We start from the raw sequence: 12276 nt of genomic DNA, 5'->3' as shown, positions 1-12276 counted from the left end.
ATGCCACTTGTTCAAATGGGTATTGAATGCCTATTATTGCATGATGATACCTGATTATATTAGAAGTAGCGATGCGGACTCTTTTGGACGCTATACGATTTGCAGCCGTTTCCCGAAAATTGTTAATGATATTATTGAAAATAATAAAGGGGCCGACGTCCGGCACCTAACGATATTGGACGAAGGGATTTCCGGCTTGAAAATTAAGACATTGGTCCCGGTAGACGATAACGTTGCATTATTTAATGCCAGTATTGAGCCATTTTTGAATCAAGGCATTTTCGATGTGCCATTTTTTACGGCGGAGCTGTTTTTTTATCAGCTTCTTGCTGAGCAACTGAACTACCGCGTTAACGGATTGGACTATTTTTCAACGCTGAAAAATAGAAGTTTGTCGGATGCGATCGAGCTCATCTCCGGTAGACTAGCCCCATTTCCTATGGATTGGGGTGCCATTACACCGGAGCACGTTGTCCAATCGTTGCATTTTGCCTTGTGGGGCAATTTAGCGGACCTCAGTTTATTTACGCTGGCAAAGCAATCTCCAAAGGGTTCGTTTTCTCCGGAAAGGATTTTAATCGACGATTCCATAGCATTCATCGAGTTTTTTCGATCGTACAGGGGAACCGTACATGTTTTTTTAGACAATGCGGGATATGAACTTGTAAGTGATCTATATTTAATTGCCGTATTATTGCTTGCCAATCCCTATTGCAAAATCAAGGCACATGTCAAACCGATACCGATGTTTGTGTCGGATACAACCATTAACGATTGGCAGTTGACGCTAGCCGCTATTAGCGACCGGAAGGAGATGCCACCCCATAATTGGCGTTTTGTACTGGAGTCTGCACTAACGGAACGTCGGATTTCACTCACAACAGATCCTTTTTGGTCGTCGGCGTACCATTTTTCTGATCACTGGCTTAACGTATTGAACGTTGATCCCGGAGAGCTGATCATTTGCAAAGGCGACCTGAACTACCGGCGATTTTTTGAAGACAGAGCCTGGCCTGCCGATACACCAACCGAAGCGGCAGTAACGACAACAACTGCTCCGATTCTATTTTTGAGAACGCTGAAGTCCGAGATCATGACTGGATTGCAACCAACCACGGTTCAAGGACTCCATATAACCGAACCTGACTGGCTGATTGCGGGCAAATATGGGATCATCCAATTCTCAATGCGATAACGTAAGCGCTCACTCCTCACGCTTCGCACCTGACGGCTTGCCGTTTACCATGAAATAATAAAGCAAAAATCCCAGTGCTATAAATGTGCCTTCGATACCGTAAGGCAGCGGAGAATCGTATTCATAGGGCACATATTCCAACACGATAAGGCCAATGCCGGCGAATAGGAGGATAAGACCCCATTTCAAGGTGCTGTACCGATTATCTACCTTGCTGGCAAATAATCCTCTGATCAATTTTTCATCAGTAAGTCCGGATGATACAATCCGAGAGCGAAGTCGGTATTTTAGAATGATTTCAATAATGTAAGCGACAGTGAAAAACACTGTTCCGACGATCAATACGGGTTCCAAATGATTCATATCTTTATGCTTTGATGTTCAATGCCCATGTGACTGTTTCGGCGCCGAAAAAGTTGCATAAAATTTAATTTTCTTTTTTGAAACCCGTACCCTGCTGTGATCGTCTAATAGCGTAATGATGTATCCGGACTACGAACTGATAGCAAAAATAACGGCAGGAAATCTCCATGCATTTAGGTTATTGGTAAATAGATACGAAAGGCTCGTACAGCATATGGTGCAGCGAATCATAAAGGATGAGGAAGATGTAAAGGATATATGCCAAGACGTCTTCATTAAAGTATATAGAAATCTCGGTCGCTTCAAGCAGGAGAGTAAGCTTTCCACTTGGATAGCTCAAATCGCCTACACGACGAGTCTGGATTACTTGAAAAGTACCCAACAGAAATACAAACAGAACGGCGAGGTAAATAATAGCCATTACCAGATCGAAGGAGGTTCGGACCCCGAACAGGAGTTAAATAAAAAAGAATTACGTACCTTTATTGTGCATGAGATTAATCAATTGCCCGATAATTATCGATTGGTGGTTAATCTCTTTCATATCGATGATTATTCTTATCAGGAAATTGCGGAAATCACGGGGCTATCGGAAGGTACCATAAAAAGTCACCTTTTCAGAGCAAGGAAAATACTTAAAGACAAATTAGTAAAGCTGGCAAATTAGGAGGGATAAATGAGACTAACAGACGAACAGCTGAAAAAGCTATTGCAGGAACAGGCAGAAACGGAAGAACGACAATTGGCCCCAGACGAAATTGATGCGTACACGTTGCTTTTTGAATCTCTTAGGAGCGAAAAGGAGAATCAATCCGCGGCGACTTCGGTTGACGTGGCGAATGCAGTGATGGCTGAAATCGCCCTGCTTGAAGAGCGAAGAGACCGCAATAGAGACCTCGTTACCGTCATATTGGCCCTCTGTCTTGGTGTTTTGGCTACCTCGATTAGCTATTATTTTGTAGACTATCCGCTATTAAAAGCCGGCCTATTCTGGTTGAAGGCCAATTTTTCGGTCGTTTTGTTTGTCATCATTGCAGTCTGCCTCATCCAGTTTGCCGACAAGAAGTTGGTTTTGCGGCGTTAGTATGAGGTTAGAACTTGCGCGTGTCCTTTGCCGATTGTATATTTGGTGAATGAAACAATTCATAGCCATTTACATGCTCGTTGGCATGTGTCTTATTGGATGCACAGTCAACAGCTATGCTCAAGAGACTAAGACAGTGTTCAACCATGTTGCATTGTCTGTTTACGATCTACAGAAAAGTACATCGTTTTATCAGGATGTACTGTTACTTGATACTATACCCGAGCCTTTTAAAATAGGCAAGCACAAATGGTTCAAGATTGCTCCTGGTTTTTCACTACATCTGATCATGGATGCTACGGAAATCAAGGAGCACAACAGGAATACACACATTTGTTTTAGCGTAGTCGATATTGACGAGTTTATCGCCCGGCTCGGAGCGTCCGGCATTACTTATTATAGTGCGGGGAATGAGCCCGGCAAGGTGGGTACGCGCGTGGATGGAGTTAAACAGCTTTATATCAAAGATCCCGATGGCTATTGGATAGAGATTAACAACGAACAGCGCTGATTTTTTGGTGAGCGTATTTTGCCGGTGAGGCAATTCGGTGCTTTAGCGTGTTTTACGGCCAATAAACGGACCGTTGCCCAATATAAAATCAATTGCCTTTGCCACATTGCGATCAATGCTTGATTCCGTTTTGAGAAACGAAATATACCGGATGATTTCTTTTTGCATAGATGGCACTAAAGCAGCAAACTCTTCCTTTGCCTTCTTATTCTGATCCAATGCTGCGATCAATTTGGGATGGGGACGGATGGTACGATCCGCAGGATCGAATGAAACAGTCAGCTCAACGGTTTCGCCAATACGTTTCGGTGAATTTTTAAGCATCTCCGTATTTACATACAATCGCCATGCGCCGCGGTATCTAACCAGTGTTTGCTGAAAGGCAACGCCATTGATGGTGCCGGTTATCGGAATAGGCCCCTTTTCTTTGCCAGCTTGTTGCCGTACCGAGTTCAAAACGTGTTCAGGTACAAAAACGAAAGGGTTGATTCCGATGATCGCTAGTATAGCGGTGAATTCATACATTGGCATTTTTTCAAACAAGTGACGAATTTATAAAATACAATGTTTTCACTAGAATTGTTTAGGTTTTTTATTTTGACTTGCCAATACTGCAATTTCATCGATGCGTCTTTGACGCGTTTCAGGACGCTTCGCGAGTACAAGCCATTGCAATATTGCTTTTCGGGTAGATTTGCTCAGCTTATCAAAATAACTTTTTGACCCTTCATAAAGCTCGAATGCGATAGCCAAATCGGGGGGAGTGTTTAATTTTTCAACCTCGTCTAAAAGTGCCCAAGATCCGTTCTGTTTGGCGGTTTCAATACTTTTAAAGCCCGCTTGCATCATTAGGCCTTTTTCGATTAGCCGATTCACTTTTTCTTTGTTAATCTTCGACCAGGTACTCGTCGGCTTTCGTCTGCCGAAAAATTGTGCAGTGCTTTCGTTATTCAATTTCTTTTTTATGCTGTCTATCCAGCCAAAGCATAAGGCTTCATCTACCGCTTCGCTCCAACTCAGGGTTGGTTTACCTGTATTTTTCTTGTATTGAATCAACCATACGCCTTGCTTGTCGGCATGGTTGTCCGCTAACCATTTCCTCCATTCTCGTCCGGTGGTTGCATATACTTTATCGTTATCCATCATTGCCATGCTTATAGTTTTAATCTGACCTTCCTTTTCCTTCTGTGCTAAGGGTTCAGCAAAATTAAAACGGGTTGTGACAACCCTATGTCAGGGCTTGGAAAATAGCTTTCCGAGAAAGAACCTGCTGTTAAGCAACAGTCATTTCTCTGTCGGCGTTGTGCTGGGTATCCGTTGTAGTATAATTATATCATACCGGTATGATAATTCGCTATTTATATTTATATAGTTCTTTTATTCAGTAAATTAATTTGATTATTTTAAGTTTAAGATTAACATGTAATGGTCGTCATATTGGCTAAAACAAGCGGATACTGATCAGATATACTCCCGGAAAATCTTTGAACATTTGGCTGGCTGCTCGTATTGTTAATCCCGGTCTTTTGATGTAGCTTTGTTTGTAGTCAATTAAGTCAACAATTGTTTTAATGAAAGTCAGCCTTATATCTTGAAGCAGAAATTACTATATATTGAAGACGATCAAGGCATATCGGAATTGATAGCTGAGATCATGGAGTATGAGCACTACCAGGTGATCACCGATGACGGCAAGTCGATGTTCCGGATTCTTGGAGAAAATCAAATCGGACTCATTCTGATGGATCAGCGGCTCTTTTGGTCTACCGGCAGCCAACTCTGTATGGAGCTGAAGGCAAAGCCGGAAACAAAAGATATTCCTGTAATCATGATGTCTTCCTCTCCGGATATTGAACGGATTGCGTTGTCTTGCGGTGCGAGCGGTTTTATCAAGAAACCATTTGATTTATATGACGTAATAGATACGGTGGCTAAGTACTTGCCCAAAGTATAAACGGTCGTCGCACGCCGCTGATGCACTACCCAACGCCAGTGCTGACTGAAATGGAAAATTAGCTGGTATATTATTGTATTGAAACACTAACTTTGCTGGATATGGTCCCAGTACGCCGTCCCATACCGATTTTGCCCGCGCAGTCTTTCGCGGTGAAGCACCTTAGGGGGCTGGATTGCAGTATTCCCTATCATGTACATGATGCGCATGAGCTGATACTCATCCGTTCGGGCTCGGGCAGTTTTTATGTAGGCAACGCCATTCGGCAGTTTCAGACGGGGGATGTTTTCCTGTTGGCGCCCGGGGTACCACATTGGTTCAGGTGCGACCGAGCTGCGGTTCGGGATTCGGATGAATATGAATTCGTCGTCCTTCAGTTCTATAAATCATTCCTCGGTGAGGAATATTTTGACCTCCCGGAACATGGTATGCTGAAGCGTCTATTCGGTGCGGAGGGCCTCGCCCTGTCTTTTGAGGGGCTCACGCGTGATTCGCTCGCTGAATTGCTCCTCTCCTTGCCACAGGCAATCGGACAACGGCGACTAATGCTGGTGTTGTGGATACTCGCCGCATTGGGTGATAATCCGCAGTGTGCGCCGTTGCACCAAGCAATATCAACGGATATCGAGCTTGGCGGCAAAACATCATTGGATCATATACAGACGTATGTCGCGGATCGCCTGCGAGATCGGATTTACCTCGAAGATGTAGCTGAACTGCTGAACATGAGTGTAGCTACATTTTGCCGCTATTTTAAGCAAAGCACAGGGCGAACCTTTGTCGATTTCGTACAGGAAATGCGGATTGAGCATGCGTGCGCGTTGCTAAGAGCCACGTCATTGCCTATCCGAGAAGTGAGCGAAGATAGTGGTTTCCATTCCATGGCTCATTTCATCCGGCTGTTTAAGCGGCTGAAGGGATTGACACCGCAAGCGTTTAGGAAAATGTTTGCCTGAATAGACGATACGATAATAGCCGGAGTACACTAATGCTTTATAATCGGAGTTTGGGTATGGGTGTTGATGTAGTGCATTTTGATATTAGCCGCGCGCTGGATGTTCATGTTGGCCATTACACATTCAATACCTTTTTGCATGTCATACTCGGTAACATACTCCGGCACCCGAATCAGCAGGCGGGACCTCCAATCGCCGGCATTTTTTCCATCGCGATAGCGTAAGACTTCCAACTTTGGAACGATGAAATCCCTGCCAGCTTGTTTCCACTTAAATTTGATCGCATAGGCTGTAGCATACAGTGCTCTGATTTTTTGGAGGAAAACATCGCTCGAAAGATCCCCCTCATCAGTTAACGATAAGAACCGAGTTGGTTTCGAATCTACAATTTCCGGTGTTGCCGTTATGCTTATGTAAGTTTTGTACAACCCTGTCAAATCCAGTTTTTCCATGATTTTATTTTTGGTGATTCATCCAGCACCGGTTGCTGATTTTCTGTGGCCGCATCAGCAAGGAGCCGAGCTAGTGGCAGTCGCCGGCGCAATTATCGCATCATGAAACAAAGGTAGTTGGATTTGGGGGCACACACAATACCTAAAAAAAGGTATATTCACGCAGGCTGGTTACATTGCGCGCGGGCTCCGTGTGGCGATGTAAAGAACCTTGTCGCCCGTGCTCAGTTCCACGTTAGGCCGGGGATCTGAAGGGGTAAGTGTTTTCACTTCGCAAATTTCTTGGTGCCTGCCACGCACAGGATTACGCCAACCGTAACGGCTAGCATGCCCATGCTCACTTTTTCATGAAGTAAAGAAGCGGCTAATGCCAACCCGAAAAACGGTTGCAACAACTGTAATTGACCGATGGTTGCGGTACCACCTTGTGCCAACCCGCGGTACCAAAAGATAAATCCAATAAACATACTGAATAGCGACACATAAGCCAAGCCCATCCAGGCCCCTGTGCCGATGCGCTCAATCGATGAAGGCATATAAAACAAGCTCAGCGGCAACATCACGGGTAGAGAAAGCACCAACGCCCAAGAAATAACCTGCCAACCGCCCATTTTTTTTGAAAGCTTTGCACCTTCAGCATAACCCAATCCACAAAGTATGATTGCCGCGAGCATTAGCATATCGCCAATGGGCGACGCCGAAAACCCTTGTGCAGCGGCATAACCCACCACCAAAAGACTGCCTAAAATTGAGAAGAGCCAAAATATCGGGCGTGGACGCTCACCCCCGCGAATGATACCAAAGACCGCGGTAGCAACCGGCAATATGCCAACGAAGATAATGGAATGAGCGGAAGTAACGTATTGTAATGCCAGCGCACTTAATAACGGAAAACCTACCACCACACCAAGAGCAACAAAGGCCAAAGGCGAAAGTTGTTTTTGTGTGGGTCGGTTTTCTTTAAAAACCAATAATGCACCAAGGGCTAGTAGTCCGGCAATGGAAGCACGTGCAACAGTTAGGAACACCGGATCAAATGCTAAAACCGCTATTCTCGTAGCTGGCAACGATCCGCTAAATAATACTACACCTATAAAGCCATTGAACCAACCCTGTGTTGCACGTTCCTTTGCGTTTCTGATGATGATTTTTCCCATCGCAGTCTATTGTGGATGCAAAGCTCCATAACTACGGTGGATAAATACAGTCACAGTTTTTGCTATTTTTACGGACACAGTTAACTTTGTAGAATGAAAAATGTCTTTCTATACCAGGAGATAGCGGGCAACATGGCGACTAAAATCAAAACCGGCGTTTTCAAACCGGGGGAACGGTTGCCTTCTGTGCGCGTGTTGAGCAACGAACACGGAATAAGTATAAATACGGCCAAAAGAGTGTATTTGGAGTTGGAAGCCCAATCACTGGTGCAACCGAGGCCTCAATCGGGTTATTTTGTAAGCTCCTTAACTTACCTAAAATTGCCTTTGCCCGAAACAAGCCAGCCGCTACCCGTTGCCAACGGCACTGAGCCCGATGAGTTGATAAACGGGGTTTATTCTACTATGGGACGTAATGATTTGACACTTTTTTCAATTGGTGTTCCTTCCGGTCGATTGCTGCCACTGGCTAAGCTCAAGAAGGAAATTGTGCTCGCTACTCGTGGACTGAAAGAGGGCGGGACGGAGTACGAACCCCTACAGGGTAATGTGAAGCTCCGGAGAATGGTAGCCGCTCGGTCATTGTCTTGGGATGGGCGTTTGAAGGAAAGTGATGTGATAACGACCAACGGTTGCATGAACGCTTTGGCACTATGCTTGACGGCATTGACAAAACCTGGCGATACCATAGCATTGGAAAGTCCGGGATACCCCGGTATTTTACAACTCGCTGTTAGTTTGGGATTGAGTGTATTGGAAGTCGCAACACACCCTGTCAGCGGAATTGATATCGACGCGCTACAGAAATTGCTGCCCAAAGTAAATGTGTGCCTGTTAGTCCCCAATTTCAATACGCCACTAGGCTATTGTATGCCCGATAAGCACAAAAAAAAGCTAGTACACCTATTAGCTAAACACGGTATCCCGCTTATCGAGGACGATACCTATGGAGACCTGCACTTTGACTCGGAGCGTCCAAAATGCTGCAAGTCTTTTGATATGGACGGTAATGTGTTGTGGTGCAGCTCGGTGTCGAAAACACTGGCTCCAGGTTATCGCGTGGGGTGGGTTGCGCCCGGTAAATACAAAGACCTGATCTTAAAACTAAAATTGGCACACGCATTATCTGCTACCACGATAATCCATGAAGCTGTCGGTAATTTCTTGATGACAGGCAGGTACGAAAATCATCTTCGTCATCTCCGCAAAACATTGCAAGGGAATTATCAGCGTTATGCAGTCGCCATAGCCGAATACTTTCCTAACGGAACTAAAATAAGCCGACCTCAGGGCGGACTTGCACTTTGGGTAGAGTTTCCGAAAGAAATCGATGCAGTAGTATTGTATAACCATGCTCTTAAAAAACAAATAGGTATTGCTCCGGGCAGGATGTTTAGCTTACAAAATCAATTTCAAAATTGCATGCGGCTGTGTATCGGCCTACACTGGTCCGACGATTTGAGAATCAAGTTGAAGCAACTCGGAAACCTAGCTAAGATGCTTCAACTAAAAGCGAGCGTAAGACAGTTATAATGCCTAGACGATTGTGATAATCGTTATCTTTGTAAATGCTATTTTACTACGGCTTATCGTCGATAATACATAAACCGTAGTTATTCAAACGTGGATTTATGAAGAAAATAGGATTTTTATCGTTTGGACATTGGTCCGACCATTCTGCCTATAAAACGCGCACTGCAAGCGATACTTTGCTTCAGTCTATTGATTTGGCTGTTGCCGCTGAAGAAATCGGCCTAGACGGTGCATATTTTCGAGTACATCATTTTGCAGCCCAATTAGGGTCGCCATTTCCTTTGCTTTCGGCTATCGGTGCCAAAACAAGCAAAATAGAGATGGGTACCGGTGTCATTGACATGCGTTATGAAAACCCGCTGTATATGGTGGAAGAAGCCGGCGCTGCGGACTTAATTTCGGGAGGGCGATTGCAATTGGGTATCAGTAGAGGCTCGCCGGAACAGGTAATCGATGGCTGGCGCTATTTTGGTTATGACCCGGCTGAGGGAGAAGACGATGACGCTATGGGCCGCCGCAAAGCGTTAGAATTTTTGGATAAGTTAAAGGGTGTTGGATTTGCCCAGCCCAACCCATATCCCATGTTTCCAAATCCGCCGGGTTTGTTACGTTTGGAACCACATTCGGAAGGACTGCGTGAACGTATTTGGTGGGGAGCTGCTTCCAATGCCACAGCTGTTTGGGCGGCGGAAAACGGAATGAATCTGCAAAGTTCAACCTTAAAATACGACGAAAGTGGTAAGCCTTTTCATGTGCAACAAGCCGAGCAGATCAGAATGTACAAAGAAGCGTGGAAACAAGCGGGGCAACAGCGTGAACCACGGGTCTCGGTGAGTCGATCTGTTTTTGCATTGGTAACCGATCAAGACCGCTATTATTTTGGACAGGAGGCTAATCGGGTCGATAAAATCGGAATTATCGAAAATGATAAGCGGACCATTTTCGGAAGGAGCTATGCTGCGGAGCCGGATCAACTCATCAAAGAATTGGCACAGGACGAAGCCATTCAGGAAGCGGATACGCTTCTTTTGACCATACCCAATACGTTAGGAGTTGATTATAATGTACACGTGCTATCTGCTATTTTGGAGCATGTGGCACCCGGATTAGGGTGGCGTTAAATCTCAGTTCAATACCTTTTCAAAGGCTTTTCGGGGCTTTCCCCTAAAAGTTACCTCCCCGCAGTAATGATAGCCGAGCTTTTCGAATAGCCGCAGCATACCCGGATTATCGAAATTGGTATCTGCCCTGATACTGTATATGTGATGTTGGCGCGCAAATTCTTCGATGTGCTTCAAAAGCTGCTGAGCGAGCCCCCTGCCCAAGTGATTTTCCGATACTGCTACCCGGTGGTATACCACGAAATCACCATGGGTCAACCACTTGCCTTCAATGGTGGCATATGCGGGTTCGTCGTTGATCAATAGGGCGCAATATGCAGCAATAGCACCCTTATCTGAAAGTACATACCCGGCCCCCTGTTCAATATCGTTTTTGATAACTGCCGGGTTGGGATAGCCGTCCTGCCATTGGTCGCTGCCGTCTTGCCTTCTACGTTGTATGGCCCCTTCCAAAATCTCCAAGATACGGGGGAGGTCTTCGATATTTGCTTTCCTGAATGAATAATCCATGCTGTCTGATGAGTAATGGACCGCAAAATACGGAATGCATTCCGATTCCTGTCCCGCTATTTAATAGCGCGACGGCGTAGGTAGGTAGTGCAGTTGATGCGGCCGTCATTAATGAGTATATTGGCCATTGTAAAATGACGATATCACTATTATAAGTTGAACCATGTGTTATTCACTTTATTTACCCCAACGAGGGAAGCATGATCTTCAGGGAAAGACAATTCTGGCAGCCGATATTGGTGGTACCAAAACAAGTTTAGGCTTGTTTGAAGTGCGGGGAAATACACTTTCACTTTTGTCTGAGGCCACCGTTCCATCCCAGGCAGATGTAACCTTTGAAGGCGTCGTTACGAAGTTTCTTGCTAACAATCCAGGTGTCCCTTCTATGCTCTCCATCGGTGTTGCAGGACCTGTTTCGGATAACCGGGTGAGACTTACAAACTTGGCATGGGAGCTCGACGGTAGTCGGCTGCAACGTAGTCTCGGCATCGGCCGGGTTACCATGATCAACGACCTGGAGGCTACCGCATATGGGTTAGCTGGTTTGGCCCTTGATGATGTAGCTGCCGTATTTGATCAAAAAGAACAGCCATTGGGCAACATGGCCATTCTGGCCCCGGGCACGGGATTGGGCGAAGCCGGCCTTTTCTGGGACGGTGAGGCATACAGGCCGTTTGCCACCGAAGGCGGGCATAGTGATTTTGCTCCCCAAACGGCGCTTGATATGGAGTTGTATGCTCACCTGAGGAAGGAAAACGATATCCCATGTTGGGAACACGTAGTATCAGGCCCGGGCATTTACCGGATATACCGTTTTCTTCGCGATGTAAAGGGGCATAAAGAGCCTGCCTGGCTAACCGAAAATTTCAAGAACGATGGCGATCCGGCAGCCGTGATCAGCCATGCCGCTATGCGTGAGTTAGACGCCACCTGTATCAAAACCATGGAACTATTTGTTAGCTACATGGCACGAGAGGCTGCAAGCCTGGTGCTTAAACACAAGGCCACGGGAGGCCTCTTGCTTGGTGGCGGTATATCACCCAGGATTTATCCCTTGCTGCGTAAAACATTGTTCCGTCAACAATTTGTCCGAAATGCCCACATGGCAGAACTGTTGGAAAAGGTATCCATCAAAGTGATACTTAATAGTAAGGCCGCACTCATCGGAGCGGCCCATTATGGCGCTTATGGGCAATAAGATTACAAAATGACTGCGTCGAAAATAAAATTACAGCCATTTACTGCGGATGACTTTGATCGGTTGATCGGTTGGGTCAAGGACGAGGAATTGTTGATACAATTTGCCGGCTCTATATTTTCATTTCCGCTTACGAGGGATCAATTGAACCAATACCTATCAGATGCCGATAGGAGCGTATTTAAAGTCGTCAACGAACATGAGGAGGTTATCGGCCATTGCGAAGCTTAAGATACTAAAAA

General features: G+C 45.5%; 16 protein-coding genes. 10 read left to right on the top strand and 6 right to left on the bottom strand.

Going from position 1 to position 12276, the window contains the following annotated elements; translation table 11 throughout:
* Window positions 1-40: 40 nt before the first annotated feature.
* A complete protein-coding gene (locus tag IEV98_RS00275; RefSeq protein ID WP_188503951.1) occupies window positions 41-1195 on the top strand; it encodes an ARMT1-like domain-containing protein in 1155 nt (384 codons plus the stop codon).
* Window positions 1196-1204: 9 nt separating this feature from the next.
* Here the strand turns inward: IEV98_RS00275 and IEV98_RS00270 are convergent, their stop codons facing one another.
* Window positions 1205-1558, bottom strand: a complete 354-nt coding sequence (locus IEV98_RS00270) for a DUF6249 domain-containing protein (RefSeq protein ID WP_188503950.1) — start codon at window positions 1556-1558, stop codon at window positions 1205-1207.
* A 115-nt stretch (window positions 1559-1673) separates the two neighbouring features.
* Here IEV98_RS00270 and IEV98_RS00265 point away from each other — a divergent pair, with 115 nt between their 5' ends.
* Genes IEV98_RS00265 through IEV98_RS00255 form a run of 3 tightly spaced genes read left to right on the top strand, consistent with a single transcriptional unit; the run spans window position 1674 to window position 3153 of the window.
* On the top strand, window positions 1674-2225 hold the full coding sequence (locus tag IEV98_RS00265) for an RNA polymerase sigma factor (protein ID WP_188503949.1): 552 nt from the start codon (window positions 1674-1676) through the stop codon (window positions 2223-2225).
* A 9-nt stretch (window positions 2226-2234) separates the two neighbouring features.
* Complete coding sequence (locus IEV98_RS00260; RefSeq protein WP_188503948.1) at window positions 2235-2642, top strand: hypothetical protein; 408 nt, start codon at window positions 2235-2237, stop codon at window positions 2640-2642.
* Window positions 2643-2691: 49 nt separating this feature from the next.
* Complete coding sequence (locus tag IEV98_RS00255) at window positions 2692-3153, top strand: VOC family protein (protein ID WP_229738480.1); 462 nt, start codon at window positions 2692-2694, stop codon at window positions 3151-3153.
* 42 nt (window positions 3154-3195) lie between these two features.
* Here the strand turns inward: IEV98_RS00255 and IEV98_RS00250 are convergent, their stop codons facing one another.
* Together IEV98_RS00250 and IEV98_RS00245 are read right to left on the bottom strand one after the other, a co-directional pair.
* Window positions 3196-3678, bottom strand: a complete 483-nt coding sequence (locus IEV98_RS00250; protein WP_188503947.1) for a YdeI/OmpD-associated family protein — start codon at window positions 3676-3678, stop codon at window positions 3196-3198.
* Window positions 3679-3726: 48 nt separating this feature from the next.
* Window positions 3727-4305 carry a YdeI/OmpD-associated family protein gene (locus tag IEV98_RS00245; protein WP_229738479.1) on the bottom strand — a complete coding sequence of 193 codons (579 nt, stop codon included), beginning with the start codon at window positions 4303-4305 and terminating at the stop codon, window positions 3727-3729.
* Window positions 4306-4744: 439 nt separating this feature from the next.
* Here IEV98_RS00245 and IEV98_RS00240 point away from each other — a divergent pair, with 439 nt between their 5' ends.
* On the top strand, window positions 4745-5107 hold the full coding sequence (locus tag IEV98_RS00240) for a response regulator (protein WP_188503946.1): 363 nt from the start codon (window positions 4745-4747) through the stop codon (window positions 5105-5107).
* Between the two features lie 101 nt (window positions 5108-5208).
* Window positions 5209-6063, top strand: a complete 855-nt coding sequence (locus IEV98_RS00235) for an AraC family transcriptional regulator (RefSeq protein WP_188503945.1) — start codon at window positions 5209-5211, stop codon at window positions 6061-6063.
* 29 nt (window positions 6064-6092) lie between these two features.
* On the opposite strand, the gene IEV98_RS00230 is transcribed toward IEV98_RS00235, so the two are convergent.
* Both IEV98_RS00230 and IEV98_RS00225 read right to left on the bottom strand, forming a co-directional pair.
* The gene (locus tag IEV98_RS00230) at window positions 6093-6515 is read right to left on the bottom strand and encodes a hypothetical protein (protein WP_188503944.1); all 423 of its coding nucleotides are present in this window, start codon (window positions 6513-6515) and stop codon (window positions 6093-6095) included.
* A 266-nt stretch (window positions 6516-6781) separates the two neighbouring features.
* A complete protein-coding gene (locus tag IEV98_RS00225) occupies window positions 6782-7672 on the bottom strand; it encodes a DMT family transporter (protein WP_188503943.1) in 891 nt (296 codons plus the stop codon).
* A gap of 93 nt (window positions 7673-7765) precedes the next feature.
* Between IEV98_RS00225 and IEV98_RS00220 the strand changes: the two genes are divergently transcribed.
* Together IEV98_RS00220 and IEV98_RS00215 are read left to right on the top strand one after the other, a co-directional pair.
* A complete protein-coding gene (locus tag IEV98_RS00220) occupies window positions 7766-9205 on the top strand; it encodes an aminotransferase-like domain-containing protein (protein ID WP_188503942.1) in 1440 nt (479 codons plus the stop codon).
* A gap of 98 nt (window positions 9206-9303) precedes the next feature.
* Window positions 9304-10326 carry an LLM class flavin-dependent oxidoreductase gene (locus tag IEV98_RS00215; RefSeq protein WP_188503941.1) on the top strand — a complete coding sequence of 341 codons (1023 nt, stop codon included), beginning with the start codon at window positions 9304-9306 and terminating at the stop codon, window positions 10324-10326.
* A gap of 3 nt (window positions 10327-10329) precedes the next feature.
* Here the strand turns inward: IEV98_RS00215 and IEV98_RS00210 are convergent, their stop codons facing one another.
* The gene (locus IEV98_RS00210) at window positions 10330-10836 is read right to left on the bottom strand and encodes a GNAT family N-acetyltransferase (protein WP_188503940.1); all 507 of its coding nucleotides are present in this window, start codon (window positions 10834-10836) and stop codon (window positions 10330-10332) included.
* A gap of 163 nt (window positions 10837-10999) precedes the next feature.
* Between IEV98_RS00210 and glk the strand changes: the two genes are divergently transcribed.
* Window positions 11000-12034: a glucokinase gene (glk, locus tag IEV98_RS00205; protein WP_188503939.1), complete on the top strand. Its 1035-nt coding sequence runs from the start codon at window positions 11000-11002 to the stop codon at window positions 12032-12034.
* 9 nt (window positions 12035-12043) lie between these two features.
* Window positions 12044-12265, top strand: a complete 222-nt coding sequence (locus IEV98_RS00200) for a GNAT family N-acetyltransferase (RefSeq protein ID WP_188503938.1) — start codon at window positions 12044-12046, stop codon at window positions 12263-12265.
* Window positions 12266-12276 lie beyond the last annotated feature (11 nt).

The organism is Parapedobacter pyrenivorans (assembly GCF_014636865.1).
GTDB classification, from domain to species: domain Bacteria; phylum Bacteroidota; class Bacteroidia; order Sphingobacteriales; family Sphingobacteriaceae; genus Parapedobacter; species Parapedobacter pyrenivorans.
The sequence above is the reverse complement of the archived record's forward strand: the minus strand, read 5'-3'. Positions and strand labels throughout refer to the sequence as shown.

Bases quoted from the DNA above. Each gene is read 5' to 3' on its own strand.
- IEV98_RS00275 (WP_188503951.1), top strand. From the start codon at position 41: ATGATGATACCTGATTATATTAGAAGTAGCGATGCGGACTCTTTTGGA.
- IEV98_RS00270 (WP_188503950.1), bottom strand. From the start codon at position 1,558: ATGAATCATTTGGAACCCGTATTGATCGTCGGAACAGTGTTTTTCACT.
- IEV98_RS00265 (WP_188503949.1), top strand. From the start codon at position 1,674: ATGATGTATCCGGACTACGAACTGATAGCAAAAATAACGGCAGGAAAT.
- IEV98_RS00260 (WP_188503948.1), top strand. From the start codon at position 2,235: ATGAGACTAACAGACGAACAGCTGAAAAAGCTATTGCAGGAACAGGCA.
- IEV98_RS00255 (WP_229738480.1), top strand. From the start codon at position 2,692: ATGAAACAATTCATAGCCATTTACATGCTCGTTGGCATGTGTCTTATT.
- IEV98_RS00250 (WP_188503947.1), bottom strand. From the start codon at position 3,678: ATGTATGAATTCACCGCTATACTAGCGATCATCGGAATCAACCCTTTC.
- IEV98_RS00245 (WP_229738479.1), bottom strand. From the start codon at position 4,305: ATGGCAATGATGGATAACGATAAAGTATATGCAACCACCGGACGAGAA.
- IEV98_RS00235 (WP_188503945.1), top strand. From the start codon at position 5,209: ATGGTCCCAGTACGCCGTCCCATACCGATTTTGCCCGCGCAGTCTTTC.
- IEV98_RS00230 (WP_188503944.1), bottom strand. From the start codon at position 6,515: ATGGAAAAACTGGATTTGACAGGGTTGTACAAAACTTACATAAGCATA.
- IEV98_RS00225 (WP_188503943.1), bottom strand. From the start codon at position 7,672: ATGGGAAAAATCATCATCAGAAACGCAAAGGAACGTGCAACACAGGGT.
- IEV98_RS00220 (WP_188503942.1), top strand. From the start codon at position 7,766: ATGAAAAATGTCTTTCTATACCAGGAGATAGCGGGCAACATGGCGACT.
- IEV98_RS00215 (WP_188503941.1), top strand. From the start codon at position 9,304: ATGAAGAAAATAGGATTTTTATCGTTTGGACATTGGTCCGACCATTCT.
- IEV98_RS00210 (WP_188503940.1), bottom strand. From the start codon at position 10,836: ATGGATTATTCATTCAGGAAAGCAAATATCGAAGACCTCCCCCGTATC.
- glk (WP_188503939.1), top strand. From the start codon at position 11,000: ATGTGTTATTCACTTTATTTACCCCAACGAGGGAAGCATGATCTTCAG.
- IEV98_RS00200 (WP_188503938.1), top strand. From the start codon at position 12,044: ATGACTGCGTCGAAAATAAAATTACAGCCATTTACTGCGGATGACTTT.